This window comes from Phytoactinopolyspora mesophila (assembly GCF_010122465.1).
In the GTDB taxonomy this organism is placed as follows: Bacteria; Actinomycetota; Actinomycetes; order Jiangellales; family Jiangellaceae; genus Phytoactinopolyspora; species Phytoactinopolyspora mesophila.
Genome location: NZ_WLZY01000013.1, coordinates 83,929 through 106,954, shown reverse-complemented (window position 1 = coordinate 106,954; position 23,026 = coordinate 83,929). Strand labels below are relative to the sequence as shown.

At 65.9% G+C, this 23,026-nt stretch carries 24 protein-coding genes, 2 tRNA genes and 2 pseudogenes; 12 read left to right on the top strand and 16 right to left on the bottom strand.

The window, feature by feature from the left end; genetic code table 11:
• Positions 1-103: 103 nt before the first annotated feature.
• Entirely contained in the window at positions 104-394 is a 291-nt protein-coding gene (locus tag F7O44_RS26635) for a YrhK family protein (RefSeq protein WP_162453362.1), read from the top strand.
• A gap of 66 nt (positions 395-460) precedes the next feature.
• On the opposite strand, the gene F7O44_RS26630 is transcribed toward F7O44_RS26635, so the two are convergent.
• The 6 genes from F7O44_RS26630 to F7O44_RS26605 all read right to left on the bottom strand — a co-directional run bounded on the left by F7O44_RS26630 (position 461) and on the right by F7O44_RS26605 (position 6,085).
• Positions 461-1,384 (bottom strand): RNA polymerase sigma-70 factor, encoded by a 924-nt coding sequence (locus F7O44_RS26630; RefSeq protein WP_162453361.1) that lies wholly within the window; start codon positions 1,382-1,384, stop codon positions 461-463.
• Entirely contained in the window at positions 1,381-2,313 is a 933-nt protein-coding gene (locus tag F7O44_RS26625; protein ID WP_162453360.1) for an NAD-dependent epimerase/dehydratase family protein, read from the bottom strand. The genes F7O44_RS26630 and F7O44_RS26625 overlap by 4 nt, the downstream gene beginning before the upstream one ends.
• Positions 2,314-2,454: 141 nt before the next feature.
• Positions 2,455-4,815, bottom strand: a complete 2,361-nt coding sequence (locus F7O44_RS26620; protein WP_162453359.1) for an ATP-binding cassette domain-containing protein — start codon at positions 4,813-4,815, stop codon at positions 2,455-2,457.
• A gap of 47 nt (positions 4,816-4,862) precedes the next feature.
• Positions 4,863-5,138 (bottom strand): hypothetical protein, encoded by a 276-nt coding sequence (locus F7O44_RS26615; RefSeq protein WP_162453358.1) that lies wholly within the window; start codon positions 5,136-5,138, stop codon positions 4,863-4,865.
• Positions 5,139-5,220: 82 nt separating this feature from the next.
• On the bottom strand, positions 5,221-5,631 hold the full coding sequence (locus tag F7O44_RS26610; protein WP_162453357.1) for a VOC family protein: 411 nt from the start codon (positions 5,629-5,631) through the stop codon (positions 5,221-5,223).
• 10 nt (positions 5,632-5,641) lie between these two features.
• The gene (locus F7O44_RS26605) at positions 5,642-6,085 is read right to left on the bottom strand and encodes a helix-turn-helix domain-containing protein (protein ID WP_162453356.1); all 444 of its coding nucleotides are present in this window, start codon (positions 6,083-6,085) and stop codon (positions 5,642-5,644) included.
• Between the two features lie 271 nt (positions 6,086-6,356).
• On the opposite strand from F7O44_RS26605, the gene F7O44_RS26600 reads away from it, so the two are divergent.
• Positions 6,357-6,731: a nitroreductase family deazaflavin-dependent oxidoreductase gene (locus F7O44_RS26600; RefSeq protein WP_162453355.1), complete on the top strand. Its 375-nt coding sequence runs from the start codon at positions 6,357-6,359 to the stop codon at positions 6,729-6,731.
• Positions 6,732-6,784: 53 nt separating this feature from the next.
• Here the strand turns inward: F7O44_RS26600 and F7O44_RS29800 are convergent, their stop codons facing one another.
• Entirely contained in the window at positions 6,785-7,450 is a 666-nt protein-coding gene (locus F7O44_RS29800) for an MFS transporter (RefSeq protein WP_343073923.1), read from the bottom strand.
• Positions 7,417-8,229, bottom strand: a complete 813-nt coding sequence (locus F7O44_RS29795; protein ID WP_222851731.1) for an MFS transporter — start codon at positions 8,227-8,229, stop codon at positions 7,417-7,419. Before F7O44_RS29795 ends, F7O44_RS29800 begins: the two co-directional genes overlap by 34 nt.
• A gap of 92 nt (positions 8,230-8,321) precedes the next feature.
• Here F7O44_RS29795 and F7O44_RS26590 point away from each other — a divergent pair, with 92 nt between their 5' ends.
• The 3 genes from F7O44_RS26590 (at position 8,322) to F7O44_RS26580 (ending at position 10,901) form a co-directional block, all read left to right on the top strand.
• Positions 8,322-8,909 (top strand): helix-turn-helix domain-containing protein, encoded by a 588-nt coding sequence (locus tag F7O44_RS26590; protein ID WP_162453354.1) that lies wholly within the window; start codon positions 8,322-8,324, stop codon positions 8,907-8,909.
• A 184-nt stretch (positions 8,910-9,093) separates the two neighbouring features.
• Positions 9,094-10,077: an ATP-binding cassette domain-containing protein gene (locus tag F7O44_RS26585; RefSeq protein WP_162453353.1), complete on the top strand. Its 984-nt coding sequence runs from the start codon at positions 9,094-9,096 to the stop codon at positions 10,075-10,077.
• On the top strand, positions 10,074-10,901 hold the full coding sequence (locus F7O44_RS26580) for an ABC transporter permease (protein WP_162453352.1): 828 nt from the start codon (positions 10,074-10,076) through the stop codon (positions 10,899-10,901). The genes F7O44_RS26585 and F7O44_RS26580 overlap by 4 nt, the downstream gene beginning before the upstream one ends.
• Before the next feature lie 16 nt (positions 10,902-10,917).
• On the opposite strand, the gene F7O44_RS26575 is transcribed toward F7O44_RS26580, so the two are convergent.
• Positions 10,918-11,688, bottom strand: coding sequence for a thioesterase family protein (locus F7O44_RS26575; RefSeq protein WP_162453351.1), 771 nt, complete (start codon positions 11,686-11,688; stop codon positions 10,918-10,920).
• 149 nt (positions 11,689-11,837) lie between these two features.
• Between F7O44_RS26575 and F7O44_RS26570 the strand changes: the two genes are divergently transcribed.
• Positions 11,838-12,260, top strand: a complete 423-nt coding sequence (locus tag F7O44_RS26570; RefSeq protein WP_222851730.1) for a tyrosine-type recombinase/integrase — start codon at positions 11,838-11,840, stop codon at positions 12,258-12,260.
• A 45-nt stretch (positions 12,261-12,305) separates the two neighbouring features.
• Positions 12,306-12,515, top strand: a pseudogene (locus F7O44_RS32380) (type IV toxin-antitoxin system AbiEi family antitoxin domain-containing protein); the annotation flags it as partial.
• Between the two features lie 72 nt (positions 12,516-12,587).
• Here the strand turns inward: F7O44_RS32380 and F7O44_RS30725 are convergent.
• The gene (locus F7O44_RS30725; protein ID WP_246221487.1) at positions 12,588-13,025 is read right to left on the bottom strand and encodes a hypothetical protein; all 438 of its coding nucleotides are present in this window, start codon (positions 13,023-13,025) and stop codon (positions 12,588-12,590) included.
• A 44-nt stretch (positions 13,026-13,069) separates the two neighbouring features.
• Here F7O44_RS30725 and F7O44_RS26560 point away from each other — a divergent pair, with 44 nt between their 5' ends.
• Positions 13,070-13,966: a nucleotidyl transferase AbiEii/AbiGii toxin family protein gene (locus F7O44_RS26560; protein ID WP_162453349.1), complete on the top strand. Its 897-nt coding sequence runs from the start codon at positions 13,070-13,072 to the stop codon at positions 13,964-13,966.
• A gap of 211 nt (positions 13,967-14,177) precedes the next feature.
• On the opposite strand, the gene F7O44_RS26555 is transcribed toward F7O44_RS26560, so the two are convergent.
• From F7O44_RS26555 to F7O44_RS26545, 3 genes are all read right to left on the bottom strand, one after another.
• A tRNA-Asp gene (locus F7O44_RS26555) sits at positions 14,178-14,255 on the bottom strand.
• Between the two features lie 54 nt (positions 14,256-14,309).
• Positions 14,310-14,382, bottom strand: a tRNA-Glu gene (locus tag F7O44_RS26550).
• A 70-nt stretch (positions 14,383-14,452) separates the two neighbouring features.
• Entirely contained in the window at positions 14,453-16,006 is a 1,554-nt protein-coding gene (locus F7O44_RS26545; RefSeq protein WP_162453348.1) for a metallophosphoesterase, read from the bottom strand.
• 99 nt (positions 16,007-16,105) lie between these two features.
• Here F7O44_RS26545 and F7O44_RS26540 point away from each other — a divergent pair, with 99 nt between their 5' ends.
• Positions 16,106-16,462 carry a metallopeptidase family protein gene (locus F7O44_RS26540; protein WP_343073925.1) on the top strand — a complete coding sequence of 119 codons (357 nt, stop codon included), beginning with the start codon at positions 16,106-16,108 and terminating at the stop codon, positions 16,460-16,462.
• 340 nt (positions 16,463-16,802) lie between these two features.
• Here the strand turns inward: F7O44_RS26540 and F7O44_RS26535 are convergent, their stop codons facing one another.
• Together F7O44_RS26535 and F7O44_RS26530 are read right to left on the bottom strand one after the other, a co-directional pair.
• On the bottom strand, positions 16,803-17,432 hold the full coding sequence (locus F7O44_RS26535) for a hypothetical protein (protein WP_222851728.1): 630 nt from the start codon (positions 17,430-17,432) through the stop codon (positions 16,803-16,805).
• Entirely contained in the window at positions 17,429-18,058 is a 630-nt protein-coding gene (locus tag F7O44_RS26530) for an MBL fold metallo-hydrolase (RefSeq protein ID WP_162453347.1), read from the bottom strand. The genes F7O44_RS26535 and F7O44_RS26530 overlap by 4 nt, the downstream gene beginning before the upstream one ends.
• Before the next feature lie 123 nt (positions 18,059-18,181).
• Here F7O44_RS26530 and F7O44_RS26525 point away from each other — a divergent pair.
• Both F7O44_RS26525 and F7O44_RS26520 read left to right on the top strand, forming a co-directional pair.
• A pseudogene (locus tag F7O44_RS26525) lies at positions 18,182-18,857 on the top strand (response regulator transcription factor).
• A 9-nt stretch (positions 18,858-18,866) separates the two neighbouring features.
• The gene (locus F7O44_RS26520; protein ID WP_162453346.1) at positions 18,867-20,264 is read left to right on the top strand and encodes a HAMP domain-containing sensor histidine kinase; all 1,398 of its coding nucleotides are present in this window, start codon (positions 18,867-18,869) and stop codon (positions 20,262-20,264) included.
• Positions 20,265-20,312: 48 nt separating this feature from the next.
• On the opposite strand, the gene F7O44_RS26515 is transcribed toward F7O44_RS26520, so the two are convergent.
• Complete coding sequence (locus tag F7O44_RS26515) at positions 20,313-21,269, bottom strand: TAXI family TRAP transporter solute-binding subunit (RefSeq protein ID WP_222851727.1); 957 nt, start codon at positions 21,267-21,269, stop codon at positions 20,313-20,315.
• A gap of 198 nt (positions 21,270-21,467) precedes the next feature.
• Between F7O44_RS26515 and F7O44_RS26510 the strand changes: the two genes are divergently transcribed.
• Positions 21,468-23,003, top strand: a complete 1,536-nt coding sequence (locus F7O44_RS26510) for an SLC13 family permease (protein ID WP_222851726.1) — start codon at positions 21,468-21,470, stop codon at positions 23,001-23,003.
• Positions 23,004-23,026: the final 23 nt, after the last annotated feature.

The following is a 23,026-nucleotide window of genomic DNA, read 5'->3' as shown; positions in this document are numbered from 1 at the left end:
GGTGGTCACGTTGCTCCACTCGAGCGCGCCGTCTCCGGTGTTGGCGATGTGGTACGTCGTGAATGCCGAGCGCGGTGACGCGTCCGTTGGTTAGGTTCGGAGCGTGTCTGACAAGGAGAAGAAGTCGGAGCTGTCGATCCGGATCGGCCATGATGAACTCGTCATCCGGCAGCGCTACGAGGCAGCCAGCATCGTCAACGACATCCTTATCGCCGTCTGGTTCATCGTCGGTAGCATCATGTTCTTCTCCGAGGCATGGACCACGGTCGGCACGTGGTGCTTCCTCGCCGGGAGTATCGAGCTGCTGATCCGTCCGCTGATCCGGCTCAGCCGGCAGATTCATCTGCGCCGGATCGGTGCTGCCCATCCGCCCGCGGCCGCCCACGACTTCTGAATATGTTCCGTTCTCGCGCAGGCCGGGTCTTGTCTACCGCCTGAAGACGTCGCAGCTTCTGCGGTTTTAGCCCGTCGATCTGCGCGTTTGTCTGGCCTGACGGGCGAGTGCCCAAGCGTCCCCGACTGGACCGATGTGGCCGAGCTTGTCGGGGTTGATCACCGAGCGGATCATCTGGATCCGCCCGTCAAGTATGTCGACCGACATGGTGTTGATCACCTTGTTCTCCCTATCACGGAAGATCGCGCCCGGCTGACCGTTCATCTCGCGTAGCTCCAAGGTCACTCCGAGTTCGTCGAGCCGGGCGAAGCCCGAGGTGAGAACCCGGGCCACGTTGTCGGCGCCGACGATGCTCTTGGGCAGCTGCGGGGCTTTGCCGCCGCCGTCGCCGACCGCCTGGACGTCGGCGGCGAGCAGTTGGCGAAGGCCGTCGACGTCGCCCTCTCGTAGTGCGTCGAAGAACCGTGCGGCCAGCTCCATCCGCTCCCGGCGGTCCGCCTCGAATCGAGGGCGCCCCTCGTCCATGTGGCGGCGCGCCCGTACCGCGAGCTGGCGGCACGCTGCCTCCGACCGGTCTACCGCCGACGCGATCTCGGCAAAGCCGAATCCGAATACCTCGCGCAGCACGAACACCGCGCGTTCGAGCGGGCTGAGCCGCTCGAGCAGTAACAGGGCCGCCATCGACACCGAGTCGGCTAGTTCCGCGGACCGCTCTGGATCTTCGTAGGGGTCGTCGAGCAGTGGCTCGGGGAGCCATTGGCCGACGTACTTCTCTCGCTGGAAGCGCGCCGATCGCAGTACGTCGATGGATATTCGCGTCACGACGGCGGAGAGGAATGCCTTGGTGGACGTGGGCAGCGTCGAGGAGGTCTCGAACCGAAGCCACGTCTCCTGGACGGCGTCCTCAGCTTCGCTGACGCTCCCCAGGATCCGGTAGGCGATCGAGAACAGCATCGGTCGCAGCTCTTCGAACTCCTCGGTCCGGGTCATGCCAGCTCTTCCTTGAAACCTTCGCGCCATGAGGGATAACGCAGCTGCCAGCCGAGTTCTCGCTTGGCTTTGGCGTTGGAGAATGCGCGCCCATCGGTCATCATCTTCACCGCTATCTCCCCGGCCAGCAGTCGGGCCAGCCACTTTGGCACGCGCACCGGCCGCTTCGCTCCCGCACACGCGGCCACATGGAGCAGCCATTCGCCAACAGGAGCTGGATCGTCGTCGACGATGTTGAATACGCCGTTCGCCTTCTGCTCCATAGCTAGGACGGTAGCGCTGGCCGCGTCGTCGATATGCACCCAGGAGAAATAGCCGGCGCCGCGGCCGACGAGCGGGAACTTCCGCCTATGCACGAGGTCGAGGACATGGTCGGTGGCGCCGGGCCCGTAGAACGGTCCATATCGCAGGACCACGCCGTTAGCCTTGGCGACCCTGTCTTCCACGTAGCGCAGCGCTTCCACCGACTTGCGCATCTTCGGAGCGACCTCCTCCGGCGGCAATGGATCCGCTTCGATCACCCGCCCATGCTCGGGGCCGCCGTACCAGTTGGCCATGCTCTGCGCTACCACGTGGGACACGCCAGTCGCCGCCGCGGCGCCCAGCAGGTGATCCGTCGCCTCGGTGCGGAGTCGGTTGTTGGTGGCGGCCCAGCGGTCAGGGTGTTTCAGATCCGGCTTGCCCGCGTGCGCCATCGAAAGTGCGGTCATCTGGTGCACGATCACGTCCGGCCCGGCCGACGCCACCGTCTCGCCAACCGACATCGCGTCCAAGCCGTTCATGACGACCGCGTGGGCGCCCATCTGCCGCAGCAAGTCCAGCTTGCCGGGGCTCGTCGTCGTAGCCGTCACCTGGTGGCCTCGTGCGACGAGTAACGGCACTAGCCGCCGCCCCAGTGTTCCGGACCCGCCTGCCACGAAGATCCGCATGAACCATCACCTTCTGATCTTCGGAACCCGTCTCTGGAACTGAGACGAGACAGTCCGCCCGGGTGTGACATCGAAGGAGTCCTGCTGCCGACCTAGGCATGCACGGCAGCGACAACGGCCGGCGCACGCCACGTCCCCGCGTCAGGTGCCGACGTAGGCCGCGAGGTGCTCACCGGTGAGAGTGGTCTGCGCGGCGACGAGGTCGGCTGGTGTGCCCTCGAATACGATCCGGCCGCCGTCGTGACCCGCACCCGGGCCGAGGTCGATGATCCAGTCGGCGTGTGCCATGACAGCCTGGTGGTGTTCGATGACGATGACTGACTTGCCGGAGTCGACGAGCCGGTCCAGCAGGCCGAGCAGCTGCTCGACGTCGGCGAGATGGAGGCCGTTGGTCGGCTCATCGAGGATGTAGACATTTCCGTTCTCGCCCATCTGGACAGCCAGTTTGAGTCGCTGCCGCTCACCACCGGACAGCGTCGTGAGCGGCTGTCCGAGCGTGAGGTAGCCGAGCCCGACACTGGCGAGCCGGTCGAGGACCTTATGTGCCGCCGGGGTACGCGACTCGCCCGAGCCGAAGAACGCCTCGGCCTCGGCGACGGACATGGTGAGCACTTGGCTGATGTCCTTGCCGCCGAGTTTGTACTCCAGCACCGAGGGTTCGAACCGCTTGCCGCCGCAGTCTTCGCACGGCGTGGAAACCGTCTCCATGAACCCGAGTTCGGTGTAGACGACGCCGTTTCCGTTGCACGTTGGGCACGCGCCCTCGGAGTTGGCGCTGAACAGCGCGGGCTTCACGCCGTTGGCCTTGGCGAAGGCCTTCCGGATCGGTTCGAGCATCCCGGTGTATGTAGCCGGGTTGCTACGCCGCGAGCCCTTGATGGCGCTCTGGTCGATGGTGACGATGCCGTCGCGCCCGGACACCGATCCGTGGATCAGGGAACTCTTGCCCGAGCCCGCCACGCCCGTGACGACAACCAGCACGCCGAGTGGGATGTCGACGTCGACGTTCTGGAGATTGTGGAGGTCCGCTCCGCGTACCTCGATCGCTCCGCCGGGCTTGCGCGGCTTCGCCTTCAGAGAGGCTCGGTCGTCCAGGTGCCGGCCGGTCACCGTATCGGTCTTGCGGAGCCCCTCCACGGTGCCTTCGTAGCAGATGACGCCGCCTTCGGTGCCGGCGCCGGGTCCGAGATCGACGACGTGGTCGGCGATCGCGATCGTCTCCGGCTTGTGCTCGACCACCAGCACCGTGTTGCCCTTGTCACGGAGCCGTCGCAGCAGGTCGTTCATCTGCTGGATGTCGTGCGGGTGCAACCCGATGGTCGGCTCGTCGAACACGTAGGTGACATCGGTCAGCGCGGAGCCGAGGTGCTTGAGCAGCTTGATGCGCTGCGCCTCACCGCCTGAGAGGGTGCCCGAGGGGCGCTCGAGACTGAGATAGCCGAGCCCGAGTTCCACAAACGAGTCGAGAAGGCCGCCCAGCGACCTCAGCAGCGGCGCCACCGATGGCTCTTCGAGGCTGCGCACCCACTCGGCCAGGTCGTTGATCTGCATGGCCCCCACGTCGGCGATAGTCAGCCCGTTGATCTTCGAGGACCGAGCCGACTCACTGAGGCGGGTGCCGCCGCAGTCGGGGCAGTCCTTGAAGGTAACGGCCCGATCCACGAACGCCCGGACGTGAGGTTGCATCGCCTCCCTGTCCTTGGAGAGGAATGATTTCTGCACCTGCGGCACCAGGCCCTGGTACGTCATGTTGGTGCCGCCGATCTTGATCTTCGCGGCCTCGCGGTACAGCAGGTCGTGCAGCTCGGTCTCGGTGTAATCGCGGATCGGCTTGTCCGGGTCGAAGTACCCCGACTCCGTGTAGAACCGCACCGACCACCCGCCGGCCTTGTACCCCGGGATGAGGATCGCGCCCTCGTTGAGTGATTTGGTCTGGTCGAGGAGTTGTGACACGTCGAGGTCGGAGACCTGGCCTCGACCTTCGCAGTTCGGGCACATACCGCCGTGGTAGATGGCGTCGCGCACGATGGTCTTCTCACCGGTGGCGCTCGTCATCACCCCGCTAGCCTTACGCGCTGGGACGTTGAACGCGAAGGCGGTAGGAGGACCGATGTATGGTTCACCCAGCTTGCTGAACAGGACCCGAAGGATGGCGTTGGCGTCGGTTACGGTGCCGACGGTGGAGCGGATATTGGCGGCCATCCGCTCCTGGTCGACGATGATCGCGGTGGTCAACCCGTCGAGGAAGTCGACCTCTGGCCGGGCGAGAGTCGGCATGAAGCCCTGCAGGAAGGCGCTGTAGGTCTCGTTGATCATCCGCTGCGATTCCGCGGCGATCGTGTCGAATGCCAGCGAGCTCTTGCCGGAGCCCGAGACGCCGGTGAACACCGTCAGCCGGCGTTTCGGAATCTCGACGCTCACGTCCCGGAGGTTGTTCTCGCGTGCGCCCAGTACACGTATCCGATCGTGGCTATCGGCAATGTGCGGCGAATGCGTGCTCATATGTGTCTCCTTGGCCACCGCTGCAGCAGGCGGCTCATCGTGGTTGCTCACTCCGTGCGCGACGCTCGGAGCGCGCCGATGAGTTCGTCGAGTGCCGGCTTCTCGGACTCGGGAATCGATAGAGACATCAATGACGACATCGCAACGATGACGTCGTACCTACCTTCTTTCCCGCGCTTTCCCGGCTTGTGTTTGACCTGCACTTCGCGGTACGTCGAGACAGGGTTACGTGCCGCCTCGTCATTGCCGTTGTGGCGGAACTTGCACAGTGTCGCTCCGTCGAAGAACAGCGACTCGCCCCTGAGACCTTTGACCTCGACCATGGGGTCATCTTAGGGTCGCTCGTCTTTTGGTGGCTCTCGGCTCGGTCTGTCATTCAGAGCCGACTTCGCGGGCTCAGCCGGCTCAGGTCAGTTGCTGGATGCGGACCGTGTTGCCGGCGGGGTCACGGAACGCGCAGTCGCGAGCGCCCCAGGGCTGGTCGGTGGGCTCTTGCATGACCTCGGCACCGCTGGCCTGTACTCGATCGAAGACGCCGTCGACATCGGAGGTGGCCAGCATGATGCCGGCATACGTGCCCTTGGCCATCATTTCGGCGATCGTGCGGCGCTCGTCGTCGGTGATGCCGGAATCGGCGGCCGGCGGCGTCAGCACGATGTTCATCTCTGGCCGGCCGGGCGGACCGACGGTGATCCAGCGCATCCCTTCGTATCCGACGTCCTTGCGGACCTCGAAGCCGAGTGCGTCGCGGTAGAACGCCATCGAGGCGTCCGGGTCGTCATGCGGCAGGAAACTCGCGTTGATGATGATGTCCATGCCAGTCACGCTAGCTGCGGCTGGAGGTGAGCGCTTCTCGATTCCTGATCGGCCTGGTGACTTGTTTGGCGATGCACGGCGGAATTCCCGCTGTCGCGCTCACCGACTGGCGCCGGTAGGCACTAGGCGGCATGCCGACCAATTCGGTGAAACGCGTGCTGAAGGTCCCCAGCGACGAGCAACCGACGCTGAAACAGATCTCGGTGACGCTGAGGTCGCCGCGCCGTAGCAGCGCCATCGCACGCTCGATCCGCCGTGTCATGAGGTAGCTGTACGGCGACTCGCCGTACGCTGCCCGGAACTGACGGCTGAGATGCCCTGCCGACATGTTCACGCCACGGGCGAGCGCCTCGACGTCCAGCGGCTGTGCGTACTCCCGGTCGATCCGGTCGCGAACGCGGCGCAGTCGCGCGAGGTCGCGCAGACGCTGCTCGGTAGCAGGATCGCTGGTCACACCCCCGATGATGCCATGTCGGCGGAGAGGGGCCTAGCGTCCTTTGCCTGTCGGTATCGGAACCGGCTGCTGCGCCTGGACACGGGCCCAGGTGGAGAGTCGAGCGGATCGGAAGGTCACGCTACCCGGCCAGGCACAACGGAAGTCTCTTGACAATCTTACGGGCGTAAGGCCATTCTTACAGGTGTAAGTCGGCCGGTGCATAGGCGGCGCGAAATGCGTGTTGGGCTTAAGGGCATCACACCGGCGCAAAGGAGATGGAGGGAGCGCCATGCCGATGCCGAAGTGGTGGGGGCACGTGAACAAGCGGGTGTTCAACCCACGGGCGATCGCGAGCGGGCGATGGCCGGTGCTGACGCACGTCGGTCGTACATCTGGAGCGACGTACCGTACGCCGCTCGATGCACATCCGATCGACGGCGGGTACATGTTCGTGCTGGTGTATGGGGCGGGCTCGGATTGGGTGCGGAACGTGCTGGCGGCCGACGGTGCGCGGCTCCTGGTCGCCGGGCGGGAGGTGGAGCTCGTCGCCCCTCGCCTTGTCGGGGAGGCCGAGGCGTCGCGCGCCCTGCCTGATGACGCGGCACGTCCGCCGAGGCTGCTCCGTATTACCGAGTTTCTCCGGATGGACCTGGCTCCCAGTTGACGGCCGGCACCCGGCGCGGAGCTGTTGGCAGGGCGGCGTCGCGAACCATGGTGTCATGGCTGACGGTGCCGGATTTCTGTGTCTGCTGGCTCCCCTCCCTGTGTTCTATCTCGGCGCGTCTTGGTCGGCAGCAGCATGAGCAAAGCCGCGCCGACGAAGGCGACGGCCGCCGTGCCGAACGCCCAGCCGTATCCCGCGACGGGGTCCACTTGGCTTGCGGCCACGGCCATGAGTGCGGCGAGGCCAACGGTCGGGCCCAGCTCCATCGCGGTGTTCATGACGCCACCGGCCAGTCCAGCCTGGCGCTGGGGGACATCGGCGGTCGAAAGCACCGCCGAGCCGGAGAACGCGAGTGCAATGCCGATGGCGACGAGGACAAGGCCCGGAACTAGTCCCAACGCGTAGGTCGTGTCGTGGTCAATCCTGACGAGCAGCCCCAACCCCGCCGCAGCGGTCAGCAGGCCTGCGGCCGTGACAGCGATGGGGCCGAACCTTGCGATGATTCGAGCGGCGACCTGGCCGACGCCGATCAGCGCGATCGCGAACGGCAGGAAGGAGATCGCCGTCATCAAGGGGGACCAGTCCAGGACCTGTTGCAGATAGATAGCCAGCACGAAGTTGACGACTCCTGAGCCTGCTGCGGCGAGGAACATGCCGGTCAGGCCCGACAAACGCTGTGGCTGACCTAGGAATCCCGGCGGCAGGAGCGGATCGCGCACGTGACGCTCAAAACGACGACGAAGATGGCGAGCAGGATGAGGCCAAGCCCAAGCGGAAATCGCACCGTGTTCGACGACCATGCATGATCGCCGGTGAAGATCAGGGCCAGACTTGTCAACGAAATGCCAACGGTGGCCAGGATGGCGCCCAGCGGGTCCAATGCCGGCCGCGCGGCACGATCACTCGCGCCGGCCGGCAACAAGCTGCGCGCGCTCGTCAGGCCGATGAGCGCGACGATCAGGGGGACGGCGAACATCCATCGCCACGAGATCCAGTTTGTCGCGATTCCTGATACGACGAAGCCCATCACGGCGCCGAGGACGGATACCCCGCCCCAGGTGGCCATCGCCCGGCCAAAGGCGGCTGGCTCGGGGAACAGCGAACGCAGCACCGCCATAGCGGCCGGCGCCGTTAAAGCGCCGCCAACGCCCTGAGCGAATCTCATGGCGACGAGGACTTCAAAGCTGGGCGACAACGATGCGATCGCTGACGCCAAGCCGAAGATGAGAAGTCCGACGGTGAACATGTGCCTTCCGCCGTATCGATCGGCAAGGCGACCCCCGAACAGCAGCAGGCCGCTGAACGGTAGCCCATACGCGGCCAGCGCCAGCAGCAGTTCCGCGGATGTCAGATCGAACTCCCGCCCTATCTGGGGAAGCGGCACGGTGATCAGCGCGATCGTGAAGATCAGGGTTGCTTGCACGATGATCAACGCCCCGAACGCGGCACGTTCCCGACTGCGGCTGCTGATCAGCAAGTCCTGCGCTGTCTTGTCCATATGGCTCAACCTCCGCGATCACCGTGTCACTCATGTCGCGGTATTCGGGAAATTCGTTGCCAAAACAGGGACGATTCTGTTTGCATGGGTCTGTGAGTGCAACGCCCGCGATCGCCGCTAGCTTGGAGAAGATCGGGGCCCGGCTGCAGCGTATCCGTGCGAAGAAGAACATCTCGCTGGCCGATCTGAGCGCCCAGACCGGTATCTCGAAGAGTACGATCTCCCGGCTGGAGCGCGGCCAGCGCAAGCCCAGTCTCGACCTGCTGCTACCCATCGCGGCCGTGCTGGCGGTGCCGCTGGACGAGATCGTTGCCCCGCCGCGGGTTCAAGATCCGCGTGTGCCGTTGCGATCCAGTAGGGCCGAGGGGCGCGTGTTCGTGCCGCTGTCGCGCCATCACAGTGAGCCGCAGGCGTACAAGGTGACTATTCCCGCCAGTGAGAGTGATCCCTACCTGCGTACGCACGCTGGGTACGAATGGCTGTATGTCCTCAGTGGCAGGCTCCGCGTCATCCTCGCCGAGCACGACCTCACCCTTGGTCCCGGTGAGGTTGCGGAGTTCGATACCCACACACCCCACTGGTTCGGTTCCACCGGCGCCGGCCCCGTCGAGGTGCTCAGCTTGTTCGGCGCCCAAGGGGAACGTATCCACATCCGGGCCCGCCCGAAGCCGGCTCAGTAGTCCGCGAACAGCTGCCAGTTCGAGGCAACGGGATATTCAAGCTTGACTGTATATTCAAGCTTGAATATTCTCGTTGGCGGAGTGTTGCTCGGACGGAAGAGCAGGCAACGCGTCGGCGGCACGGGCTGATCAGGGCGATGTGCGCCGGCCGGTTGCCATGCCCAGCTCTCACCCAAGGACTGTGATGACTGCGATGATCGAGGCCGAAGGCCTCACCAAACGTTATGGAGAGACGACCGCGCTCGGCGGGCTCGACCTCGTCGCCCCGGCCGGTCAGGTGACGGCCGTGCTCGGCCCCAACGGCGCGGGCAAAACCACGTTCGTGCGTGCTGTAGCCACGCTGCTTCGCCTCGACAGTGGCCGGCTACGGGTCGCTGGCGTCGATGTCGCCCGCGACCCGGGTCGGGTACGGCGAGCGATCGGCCTGGCCGGCCAATATGCCGCGGTGGAGCCGGCGATGACGGGTCGAGAGAACCTGCAGATGGTGGCACGCCTGTACGGGCAGGACCGCCGGTCGGCTCGGCGCAGCGCGGACCGGCTGCTGGAGCAACTCGGCCTGACGGATGCGGGCGACCGGCGGGTGCGGACCTATTCCGGTGGGATGAGGCGCCGGCTGGACCTCGGCGCCAGCCTTGTCGGACAGCCGCGGCTGCTCCTGCTCGACGAACCGACGACCGGGCTCGATCCACGTAGCCGCATCGAATTGTGGGAAGCGACCCGTGAACTCGTTGCCAGTGGCACGGATGTGCTGCTGACGACCCAGTATCTAGATGAAGCCGACCACCTCGCCGATCTGATCGTGATCATCGACCGGGGTCGCGTCGTCGCCGCCGGCACACCTGCCGAGCTCAAGCGTCGCGTGGGTGGCAGCGTGATCGACGCGCACGTCCGTCACCGTGCCGACTTGCCTCGTCTCGCCGAGGTGCTGAGTCAACTCGACGACGGCGACGTACAGGTCGAGGCCTCGACTCATCGAGTGAGCGTTCCCGTCGACCACGGGGCCGACCGGCTCGTCGCGGCTGTTCATGCGATCGAGGCGGCCGAGGTCATTCTCGACGACATCGCTCTGCGCAGCCCGACGCTCGACGAGGTGTTCCTCGCCCTGACCGGGCAGAGCGTTGCTGTCTCAACCGGTGCCACTTCGACCCCAGGAGAGCATCCCCGATGAGTACCACCGCAACCACTTACGACGCGGCCCGTCCGGATGCACCATCTGCCGGCCTTTTTACCAGCACCCTCGTCATCACCCGCCGCGCGCTGACTCGGTTCTTCCGGACGCCGCAAGAGGTGATCGCCGGGACCGCCACAACGGCGATGTTCATGCTGATCTTCCTGTATGTGTTCGGCGGCGAGATCGACATCCCGGGCGTCTCTTACGTCGACTTCCTCGTGCCCGGCTTCCTCACCGCCGCCGTTCTGTTCACAGGCATGGGCACTGCCGCAGCGGTCGCCGCGGACCTCGAAGAGGGATTCGTCGACCGCGTGCGGTCGTTGCCGATCTCACGCCTGTCGTTCCTGGCCGGCCGGGCCGTCGCGGATACGGGCGTGCTTGTCTGGAGCCTGTTCGCCGGCATCGTGATCGGCGTCGTAGTGGGCTTCCGGATCCACGGCCCCCTCACCGACGCGCTCCTCGCTGTCGGGCTGCTCGTCGTCATCGGATTCGCGTTCATCTGGCTGTTCATCGTCCTTGGACTGTTCGCAGGCACGGCCAAGGGCGCGCAGGGGCTGTCTTTCATGGTGTTCCCCCTCTCGTTCGTCTCGAGCGCCTACGTCCGCGTCGAATCGCTGCCCGGGGTGCTCCAGCCGTTCGCGGAGCACCAGCCGCTGACGGTGATGATCGACGCCGTCCGGGCGCTGACGCTCGGCCCTGCTGGCGAGGCGTTGCTGGACCACTCCGCCGGCTTCTACATCACACGATCGCTGCTGTGGGTGCTCGGCATCCTTGTGGTGTCGATCCCACTGGCGGTGATCCGTTTCAACCGCGGCAAGTGAGGGGCGCCCGGTGTCGTCAGTTCGGGCGCACGGTGAGGATCTGCGAAACGGTACCGACCGGCCCCCGGATGTCGTAGACGACGCTGCTGGTCAAACCCAGGCCAGTAGGTCCGAAGGATACGGTGGTGTCGAAACCGATCCATTCGCCGCGGGGCTGGGTGAACAAGTGCGCGGTGAGGTCGAGGTTGGGGAAGGCCACGTCGTTCGGCGAGACTCGCACGGCCATGCCGTTGGCGGCGTCGAAGAGTCCGGCGGCGCTGGCCAGCGGGCTGACGTCCTCGCCGTGGATGAGCGCGAGCGGAGTCCGTACCCAGTACGCGGCGCGCCCTGGGGTCGACTCGATGCGGCGCACGTCTGTGGAGGCAATGAAGCCGCCCTGCCACACCGTCAACGGATCCCACACCGGCATGGCGTCCGGCGGTGGGATTGCTGGAAACGCCGACCCCTCGATACCGGCGGTGTCTCCCGGTCGCATAAGCCAGGCCCGCAGCAAAACGGCGTCGCGCCCGTCATGAGCGAGGGCCGCCTCGACGAGTTCTATGGTCCGGCCGGGCCGGACGACCCTGACCGTGATGTCGACGACGTCGATGGGGATGGTGCCGAGGATGTCGTAGGAAAGCCTGCCGATCACCAGGTCGTCGCCGCGTCGGCGATCACGGTCGAGTTCCACGGCATGGGCTAGCAGGCCGAAGGCGGGTGCTATGTGCTGGAACTCGGGGTCCCACGCCCCGCCGACGTGGTCGGTCGCCTGGAAGGTCGACTCGCCGGTCCGCTTGAAATAGGCCATCGTTTCGACTCTTCCGTCTCGTTTGCCGGTGCTACGCGTCAGAGGTTATCTGCAGCAACTCCAGACGGTTGGTGTCGATTCCGGCTACACCCGTTCGGCATGATCGTTGGGATCGGGCCGGCCTCTGGCTTGTCTCGGATGGTGTGATCGTGGAGAAAGGCACGGACGACCCGGTCTTCACCTCGCCACCAGGCGCGGTACTGCTGGTTGTTGGAGCGTGGCGGCCTTGGTTCGACCGCGCCGTCCGAGATGGCGGCGTTCCGAAGGGATTCCACCCGCGCGAACGCCGTCACACCGCCGCGAGTCTCGCCGTCAGCGCAGGCGGCAACGTCAAGGCGGTTCAGCGCATGCTTGGCCACGCCAAGGCGTCCATGACTCTTGACAGTTGCGCCGGTCCATTCGACGGCGACCTCGAAGCCCTCGTGGACCATCTCGACGCTCTCGCGCGACGCTCGAACAGGCGATGTTGTTGGTCAGGAACGTGGGTGTGGTGGTCGATGGAGCACACGGCGGGGCGACCATGTGCGAACCGGCGTGCCGAGGCAGGTGTTGGCCCCTGGGCCGGCAACTAACCTCGTTGCACTACTGCAATATATAGCGGAATCACACGAGAACGCATGGACGCAGAGTGTCTCGACTGCGAAATATGGCGGATTCGCTATAGAGTGAAGCACATGTCTAGCTCGGCTTCGTGGCCTACGGTGCTGTCCATTGCGGAAGAGCAGTGGGGTCTGGTGACCAAGCGGCAGGTCGAGAACGCCGGCGTTGCGTGGTCAACGCTTGTTCGGCAGGTCCGCTCGGGCTCTGTTGAGCGCGTGGCTCACAGCGTGTACCGAATACGTGGTGCTGGTGAGCCTGAGCACTCTGAGCTTCGGGCCGCATGGCTGCAGCTCAGCCCTTCAATCCCAGCATGGGAACGTACTCGGGAGCAAGGCGTCGTTTCTCATCGTTCTGCGGCTGCGCTCTACGGTCTCGGCCTTCTCCCGGCCGATGTCCATGAGTTCACGCTCCCTGTCCGTAGACAGACTCGTCGCGACGACGTACGGCTTCATCGCCGGGTGCTCTCTGACAGCGATTGGCAGAATGTAGGCGGACTTCCGGTCACGCGGCCCCATCGGATCGCGGCTGACCTTCTCGCGGAGAAAGAGGATCCTGGAGCTGTCGGCGAGCTTGTCGCCGATGCTCTGCGTGCGGGTTACGACTATCCCGGCGTTGTCGCCCGCACGGTTGCTCCGCACGCGGCTGCGCATGGTCTGCGCCGCGGTGACGGCGTTGGTCTGTTTCGTTGGCTCCTTGACCTCACCGCAGACCCAGAACGCGAGACGTGGCTGGAACAAGTCGTTTCCGATGCCACTGACGGCAGCGTAGGAGGTGCCACCACGTGACCAGCGATGAGCAGCGCTACAAGACCCCTGAAGCGGCCAGGCGCGCGGTTACTGACAAGCTCAAGGTCGAGGCGGCTGCAAGCTCGTGGCGGCTGGGTGACCTTCAGCGTCAGTATGCCTATGATCAACTCGTTGAGCGGCTTTATCGTGTCGACGATGCTTGGGTGATCAAAGGCGCAACTGCCTTGCTCGCTCGGAGGCTCTCCGTTCGTCACACTGTCGACATCGACGTTTACCGTGCGGGAGCGATCACCGACGTCGAGCGTCAGGTCCGTGAGGCCGCTGCGGCCGACATCGGCGATTGGATGCGCTTTGAGGTTGGTGCCGCCTTGAAGATCACGGCCAATGGGGCTCAGGGGGCCCGGGTCAAGGTCCAGTCGTTCATCGGCGCGAAGCTGTGGGCTGCGTTCCAGATCGACATCGTTGCCGACGGCGTTGTGATGACCGGCTCACCGGAACCGGTGCCGCCCTTGACCGATGCCCATATCGTCGACCGTAAGAAAGCGATGTGGATGGCCTACCCTCTGGTGGATCACATTGCTGACAAGGTGTGCGCGATCCTTGAGCGACACAATGGCAGGCCGTCGACCCGATACAAGGATCTCGTTGACCTCGTGGCAATCACTCGCCGCGCGACCGTGGAAGCTGATATCCAGCGACGGGCTCTGGTGAACGAAGCTGCCCGGCGAGACCTCCCGCTGCCAGCTACGTTCGACGTTCCCGACGGTGCGCTTTGGAAACGCGGCTATAGCGCCGAGGCTCGCCGAACAATCGGTTTCGACGCAGTCGATCTTGAGACAGCGCTGATCGCAGTCCAGCCCTTCCTTGACCCACTACTCGCCGACACCGCCACAGGCTCTTGGGACCCGCACACCCAAGGCTGGGAGGAGTAACACCGCCCGTCGATAGGAGCGAGCGGCCGTTTTGATCACGCACGAGAGGACGTTCGGCCCCACGGCGTAGTCACCGACGATCGGGCCATCTTGATGGCTGTCATGCCGCATGCCTTGGACGAGGCAGCGAGGCGAGTCCGGCTCGTAAGGGCGAACGAGGCCCGGGCATGAAAAAGGTCACGGCCAAAATGGCCGTGACCTGCGATGATGCTGGCGGTCCTGACGGGACTTGAACCCGCGACCTCCGCCTTGACAGGGCGGCGAGCACTCCAGACTGCTCCACAGGACCTTGCTTTGTTCTTACTGCCCGCCACAGTATATGCATACTGCGCCGAACTCCCAGCATCCCCAACGGGATTCGAACCCGCGTTGCCGCCTTGAAAGGGCGGAGTCCTAGGCCGCTAGACGATGGGGACTGGTTCCCATTGACGGTTTGGCCCTTGGCTCGTCGCCGTCGGGGACTCATGAAGCATAGGACGTCGAGCCTCAGTTTTCCAAACCGGGAGTTGGGGCGGGGGTCTCGGCCGCGCCACCCTCTTCGTGGGCGGCTTGATGGCGCTCGATCTGAGCGGTTGTCAGCCCTAGGCCGCCCAGTGTGATGTCGTCCCATGCGATGAGCCGTTTCGTCTCCGGATCGAGATACAGCACGCTGAGCATCACCGGGGTGGGCTCCTCGCCTTGCAGGGCGCGGAGCCCGGCGCCCCCGGTGGAACCCTGCATCATGACCCGCGTGCCCTCGTCCATCACGTACGTGTCGCGGCGATGCCCATGCCCGGCCAGCACTAGAGGTGCCGTGCCGTCCAGAAGCTGGGCGTGGGAAGGGTCGTGGTAGACGAGGATGTCCGGCATCGGGTCCAGTTCCCGGGCTGCCTCAGCTAGCTCCTGCGTGCCCCGGAGGATGTCTTCGCCGGCCGTCCCCCTGGTCGTCTGATCTGGGGTGAAGCGAGGGTCGGGAGCCCCGAAGAAGCGGATGCCGGCAACTTCAACCGGTTCGTAATCCAGCACGATCGAGTTGGGTTGGGCCTCGATGGCAGCGACGGTGGCCACGGAGTCGTGGTTCCCTTTCACGAATACGTAGGGCCGCCCGAGGGTGCCGATCGGACGCACGTAGTTGTTCTCGAGGGGCGTGCCGTGGTCGGCGATGTCGCCGGCGTCGACGATCACGTCGACGTCGTACTGCTGGGCGACCGAATCGATGATTCCCCAGGCCGCCGGGTTGAGGTGCAAGTCGGCAACGTGGAGAACCCGGATGGCCTCGTCGGCGGGGGTGAATGTGGGCAATGACACAGTTGCGTCGTAGAGAGCGCCGACGTTGGTCACGATGCCGGCGAGCTGCTCGGCGTAGACATCGAAATTGGCGGCGATCTCCTCGGCGTTGCCGACGAGCTGCGGCGCTGCTTCGAACAAGCCGGTGTAGGTCGGCGTGCGGACCGCCTCGGCGTTGAAGGTGAGAGCGGCGAGCCCGTAAGAGCCGCCGATTCCGGCGACGGCGATCGCGGCAGCCAGCAAGGCCCGCCTTACCGACCGCAACACCAGGCCGGCGGCGAGCGCAGCTCCGATCACGCCGACGACGGCAGCCCGGATGCCCGCATCGATGATCACCCTTTGCAGGTCGGCAACGAGTCGATCGTCGAGTTCAACGAGCGACATGGGGTCGTCAACGATGTCTTGAATGCCCTGCTCATGGACCGCGCGGACGCTTACATGCACGGAGATGGGGGCCCGGTGAGAATCGACGACCAGCGTGCCGATCGGGTCGACTCGGACGACGGATTCCCCGGCCAGCGAGGGCTGTACCGAGGCGTCCACGACGAGCGGCCCTACGAGGCCCTGCGAAGTCCCGGCGAGGGCCAGTGCCACCCAGGCCCCGCCGAATGCGAGAAAGATGGTCGCCAGGATCGGGATGAATCGCCGTAACCTCGGCGGTAGCGGCGGCTGCCGCCAGTGTGGCTCGAGCCTGGACCGCAGATCTCGGGCGCGACGGGTCCAGGAGCGCCGCTCCAGGGGCGAATGCGTCGGCTCTTCGGTGGACACTCCCACGGTAACGTTGGTAACACATCAATCGCCGCTTCACATCACTGCAGGTCGGGAACCTGCCGAAGTGTCATGCTGCGGCGTCCGGATACCCGGTGGGGGTGAATTGGCCGCGTGCTCGAGGTGACCGAAGCTCAGTTCGAGGCGTTGGTGGCGGATGCACTGGACGGTATTCCGCCGGAACTGGTCGAGGTCATGGACAACGTCGTGATCTTGGTCGAGGACGACGCTCCTGATGATTCGCCGGGCCTGCTAGGGCTCTACGAGGGGACTCCGCTCACCGAACGCGGCGACTATGGCGGCGTGCTGCCGGACACCATCAGGCTGTTTCGCGGGCCGATCCTGAGCGTTTGTGAGACGTATGACGACGTGGTCGAAGAGGTGCTGATCACCGTCGTTCATGAGATAGCTCACCATTTCGGCATCGACGACGATCGCCTGCACGAGCTGGGCTGGGCCTGACGCCCTGCCGAGGTGGCCGGTGTGAAGTGGGGTGTTACGGACGTCGGGCCGGGAACGCCTCTCGGCGCAAAGGCCGCTCGTAGCGGCTGTTAAGTGGGACCCGGGGTTACCGCGGCCCGACGCCCAGCGAGGGCCCGAAGGCTGTCGCCGTATTCGAAACTACCCGACCACGGCATCTATTCCGAAATCGTCAGTGCCCGCTCCATGCGCGTGGTGGGACTCCGCCGGGTTCTCGACAGCGGCCGCGGGTCCATATCCCTAGGACTTCTCGGGCGTCACCATGGCTGGAGTCCTGTTGAGGTACGAGAAAACCCACCGAACATGATCATTTGAAGGAGGGTCAGTGGAGTTCGTTCTTGCGCCATAGATGCGCGGCCTGTTCGAGTTCCTCGGCCATACGCTGGTTGCCACGCGCCAGCCGGGTCTGGCGCTGGCCCTCGTCGTGCTGAGCATCGTCGGCGAGGTGGGCTCGCCCGGTGGCGACGACCCGGCAGAATGCCGCGGCCCGTTCCAGCGCGATGGCGAAGTCGCCGTCGAAGGCCCTGGTCAAGATGGCGTCGCCCAGGTGCGCTACCTCGCGCGGCCCAGGCGGTTCAGGCAGGCCGGCCACGGCGGAAGAGACCTCGGCGTACCGGTGCCCGGCGGTGAAGAGCCGGGAGATCTCCTCGCCGTTGCGATGAACCCAGCTGCGGAGCAAATACAGCGACCACAACGTGCCCGGCAACGTGCCCGGCCCGGATTCCCGCCACAGTTCGGCGAGTTCGTCCAGGCCGATCCGGTCGGCCAGGTTGACCAGCCGCTCCGTCGTGCCGGACGCGGCGTCGTCGGATCGGCCGGCGTGCAGCACTGCAGCGGCCGTCGCATGCGCGAGCGCGATCCGGTCGGCTGGGTCGGGATCGCCCGGCATATCAGGAAGGCCGCCGCTGAGTATCGGGCGGCGTGGACGGGGAGAGCCGTCGTCGTAAGTCAAAGCTTGACCGTGTCTCCGGGCTCGACGGTGCGCAGTTCCATGCCATCGGGGCCGAGTCGCTGGAAATGGCCGTAGTACATCTGAGGCCGGGCGAGCAGGGCCTCGTGAATCGGGACGGCGGTACTGGGCTGCACGGCGCGCAAGAAGTCGATGGCCTCGGAGAGTTTCTGCCACGGAGCCGACGTCGGCATGCCGAGGATCTCGATTTCTACCTCCGGCGGCGTGAACGAGTCGCCGGGATGGAAGAAACGCCCGCCAACCAGGTAACCGACGTTGGGCACGATCGGAATCTCGGGGTGGATGACGGCATGCTGCTCGCCGTGCACGTCCACACCCACACCCAGATCAAGGTGGTCGCCGGCTCGCACGGCAGTGGCTTCGATGCCCGCCCCAGCCAGCACCTCCGCGGTGCCGGTGTCGGTGTAAACCTGTGCGTCCGGGTTCTTCGCGAGCAGGTTGGGCAGACGTTCGAGATCGACGTGGTCGGGGTGCTGGTGGGTGATCAGCACGGCACTCAGACCGGTCAGGGATTCGAAGCCGCTGGAGAAGTTGCCCGGGTCGATCAAGACGCGAGCGTCACCGTCCTCGATGAGGACACAGGAGTGCTCGTACTTCGTCAGTCTCATGGGTTTCGAGTCTAGTGTCCCGGCCCGATGCCGTGCCGGGATGCGTTCGCCGTGCCCGTCGCGGTGCCGCTCACGCTCGGCCCGGGTACGACGCCGTCCGGCGCGGCCATACGATGACTGCTCATGCGGATCCTGGTGGTCGAGGACGACGACCGCGTGGCGCGGGGACTGGTCACCGCGCTACGCAACGCGTCATTCGACGTGACCCGGGTCTCGACGGCAGCCGCGGCGCTCAGCTCGCCGCCGGCCGACCTCGTGCTGCTCGATCTCGGGTTGCCTGATGCCGATGGCATCGATGTGCTGCGTGCGCTGCGGGAACGCCCCGAAACGGCGGTCATCGCGGTCACAGCACGGGCTGAGGAATACGAACGTGTGCGCGGCCTGCGCACCGGCGCGGACGACTACGTGGTGAAGCCTTTCGGTATCGCCGAGTTGCTGGCCCGGATCGACGCTGTGCTGCGCCGCACCCGGGTCGCCCGGTCGGCCGCGGGTGACGGCCCGCCATCGCTGGACATCGGTCCGTTGTCGATCAACATCGCTGCCCGCGAAGCGACGCTGGGGGGAGACCCAGCTGGTCCTGACCCGTAAGGAATTCGATGTGCTCGCCCTTCTCGCCGCGCATGCTCCGGCGGTAGTGACGCGGGAGAAGATTCTCGATCAGGTGTGGGCCGCTACCTGGGAGGCGTCGTCGCGCACCCTGGATACGCACATCGCGGCCTTGCGCGGGAAGCTCGGCACCGCCGTACTGATCAGCACGGTACGCGGCGTCGGCTACCGCCTGGCCGGCGAGCCGGAGTAGCGGGGAGACATGCTGCGCCGGCTGCTCATCGTCCTGATCCCGTTGGCGATCTTGCTGGCTGGTGCGCTCGGGGTGCCGCTGGCGACGACGGTCGCGCAGGGGGAGACCCAGGACATGTACGTCGATCGGCTGAACGACGTCGGCCGCTTCGCCTCCCTGGCGGAGACGGCCCTGTCCACCGGCCGGGTCGAAGCGCTGCAGATGGAACTGGAACGTTATGGCGAGCTCTACCAGACCCCCGTGGCACTGCTCGATCCCGGCGGCGAGGTGGTGCTCAGCTCGGATTCCGGTGCCTCCCCACCCTGGGTGGGTACGCCGGAGGTGCAGGGGGTCCTGATTCAGGCGCTCGCCGGCTACCGCCCCGAGCCGCCCACTGTGCTCTGGCCCTGGTCCGACGGGCCGCTTGTGCTGGCCGAGCCCGTGGGCAGGGACAGCGAGGTGGTGGGTGTCATCGTCACGGTCTGGTCGATCGACGGGCTCGGGGCGACGGTGCTCTCGCGGTGGGGACGGCTGGCGCTGCTGGGCGTCATCCCGACGGTATTGCTGCTGGCGGTGGCCTGGCCGGTCTCACGCTGGGTGCTGCGTCCGGTCCGGGAGCTCGACGAGGCGACGGCAGCCATCGCGGACGGCGACCTGTCGGCGCGCGCCAACGTCAGCGACGGCCCGCCCGAACTGCGCCGGCTGGCAGTCTCGTTCAATTCGATGATCGAAGCCGTGGAGCGTTCCGCGCACCGGCAGCGTGCCTTCGTCTCCGACGCGTCGCACCAGCTGCGCAACCCGCTGACCAGCTTGCGGCTGGCGGTCGAGAACCTGCGGCCGTTCTTGCGCGGCGACGCCGCGCTGGATGCGCACTCCATCGCCATTGACGAGGCGAAGGGCATGAACCGGATGCTCAACGCGTTGCTGGCCGCGACCAGGCTGGAGAGCTTTCGCCGGGCGGAACCGGTTGAACTCGATCTGGTACTCGAGACCCGCGTTGAGCGCTGGCGCGCGCTGGCCGACTCGGCCGGTCTCGACATCCAGATCGAGGTCCCGACGGGGATGGTCTTGCTCGAACCGCCGGGCGGTTTGGGCAGCGTGCTCGACGAGCTGGTCAGCAACGCCCTCCGCCTCTCAGACGGCAGTACCGTGCACATGAGCGCGACCGCCGCCGAGGTCGTGGAGTTGCGAGTGAGCGACGACGGCACCGGACTCGACCCGGAGGAACGAGCCGCGGCGCTCGGCCGCTTCTGGAGAGCGCCGAAGCATCAGAACACCGTGGGTACCGGGCTTGGACTCGCGATTTGCGCCGAGCTCGTGGAGGCGGCCGGCGGAGAGCTTCGGCTGGAGGCGGGGATGCACAACGATAGCGGCGGCGCGGGCCTGGCCGTCGTCGTACGTCTCCCCGCAGTGCCCCATGATCATTGACGGTTGACCACCGAATCCGGTGGTCAACCGTCAATGATCATGGGAAGGTCAGCGCTTTTGGTCTCGGAACCACTCGGCCGCGCCGGGATGCAGCGGGATGGGGCCGGTGGCGATACCGGTGCGGACGTTGATCTGGGTGGCCTCCGGCACGTCGGAGGCGATCGCGGGAGCCTCGGTGAAGACCGCTTCGGTGACCGCCTTCGCCACGTCCACCGGCAGGTCGGTCCGGGCAAGCAGGACGTTAGGGATCGCGAGCGTCGGGCAGGCCGGGACGTCGTGGTAGGCGGTGGCCGGGATCGTTGCCGGGAAGTACGGGCCCGGGTAGGCGTCGGCGAGCGCGTCGGCCTCCTGAGGCATGGGGATCAGCCGGATCGGCCGCCGCTCGGCGAGGTCGCTGATCGCGGGGGTCGGGACGCCGGTGAGCGAGAAGGTCGCATCGATGTCGCGAGCCGCCAGCGCGCGTGCCGATTCCGCCTGGTCGAGCCAGACCGGGCGGAGGCCGATGCCGGTGAGGTCGATGAGCCGCCGCGACGTGAAGTCGGTGCCGGAGTCTTCGGCTCCGTACGACACCCGGCGACCTTCCAGATCGCCAACTGTGCGGATCGGGGAATCGGCGAGTACAGCGAGATGGAGGTGGCTGTCGTAGAGCCGGCAAAGGGCGGCGATGCCGGCCGGTGGCTCTGCGTCGAGTCCGACGGCCGCGTCGAGGTTCGCCAGGCCGAGGTGGACTTCGTCCTCCAGGAGCATGCGGATGTTGTCCGTGGAGGCATGACTGGGCACAGCCGTCACCGTGGCGGACGGGTAGCGCCGGTCGAGGATGTCGGCCAGGCCGCCGCCGATTCGCCGGTAGACCGCACCTGCCGGGCCGGTAGCCAGCCGGATCTCCGTAATGCTGAGTGTCGCTTCCCTGGTGCATGCGCTCAGCAGAGCCGGCGTCGATCCACCGAGCACAACACCGGCCAGCCCGAGCAAGGCTGACCTGCGGCTGACGCGGCGGTTGCGCACGGGCCGAAGCATATGGGATCGCTGAAGTCGGTTCGGCCGCGAATGTCAAGGGAATCCGAAGTTTCCGGCGTTGATCTTGTCCGGCACCGTGTGGAGTGGCCAGGATCACAGGCGCCAGGGGCAACGATCCGGACATCTCGCGGAAACGTGTGCGTATCCGGCTCGTCCCGCCGTTCACCTTCCGCAAGGAGTGTGCCCGTGTCGACGAGGACTGTGGAACACCAAGACGGCCGGCCACCGGGGTCGGGTCCGGCCGAGGCCGTCGAGGAGACGTACAGCAGGCGCAAACGGATCGGCCTCGTCGCGGGGGTTGTAGCCGCGGCCGCTGTTTACTTGTTGCTGCCCGACACGCTTGGCGACGAGGGCAAGACGACTGCCGCCATCGCGGTGTTGATGGCCGCCTGGTGGATGACCGAGGCGATTCCGATCCCCGCCACCGCGCTGCTGCCGCTGGTGCTGTTCCCGTTCCTCGGGGTCGCCGAGATCTCGGATGCGGCCAGCCCGTACGCCAACGACATCATCTTCTTGTTCATGGGCGGGTTCATGCTCGGCCTGGCCATGCAGCGGTGGAACCTGCACCGGCGGATCGCGTTGGTGGTGGTCGCGGCCGTCGGCACGAGCCCCGTCATGCTGATCGCCGGTTTCATGATCGCCACCGGGTTCATCACGATGTGGGTGTCGAACACGGCGACGACGATCATGATGCTGCCGATCGGGCTGTCGGTGCTCACATTGGTGGCGCAGGTACGTCGTGGCGAGGAGGACACCAACTTCTCGACCGCCCTGATGCTCGGTATCGCCTACGCGGCATCGATCGGCTCGGTCTCGACTCTGATCGGCACGCCGCCGAACGCGTTGATGCGGGGGTACCTGTCGGAGAACCACGGCATCACCATCGGCTTCGGTCAGTGGATGGCCGTGGGTGTTCCGCTCGCGGTGGTGTTCCTCGTCATCACCTGGCTCGTGCTGACCAGATTCATCTACCCGCCCAAGATCAAGGAACTGGCCGGTGGCCGCGAATTGATCCGTGGCGAGTTGCGCAAGCTCGGTCCGATGTCCCGGGGCGAGTGGACCGTCCTGCTCGTCTTCGCCTCGGCCGCACTGGCGTGGGTCTTCGTTCCGCTGCTGGCGGACAACGACACCGTTATCGAGACGGCGCCGTGGCTGGACAACATCTCCGATGCCGGTATCGCCATGGCGCTCGCGGTGGCGCTGTTCTTGATCCCAGTCGACGGCCGCCGGGGCGTCCGGGCATTGGACTGGGAGACCGCCGTCAAATTGCCGTGGGGCATCCTGCTGCTGTTCGGCGGCGGGTTGAGCCTGTCTCGTCAGTTCGGTGAGACGGGGCTGTCGGCCTGGATCGGCGAGCGGGTCGGTGTTCTGGACGGGGTGCCGATCTGGGTGCTGATCCTCGTCGTGACGCTCGTGGTTCTGCTGCTGACCGAGCTGACCAGCAACACGGCGACGGCCGCCGCATTCCTGCCGATCATGGGCGGCGTCGCCATCGGGATGAACGCCGATGTGATGATGCTGGTCATTCCCACGGCGCTGGCGGCGACGCTGGCGTTCATGCTGCCGGTGGCGACCCCGCCGAACGCGATCGCGTTCGGGTCCGGCTACGTCAAGATCGGCCAGATGGTGCGGGCCGGGTTCTGGCTGAACATCATCGGCCTCATCCTCGTCCTGGTCGTGATGTACACCTTCGCCGGCTGGGTGTTCGGTCTGAGTTTCTGAACGTATCCGGCGCGATGTTCCAC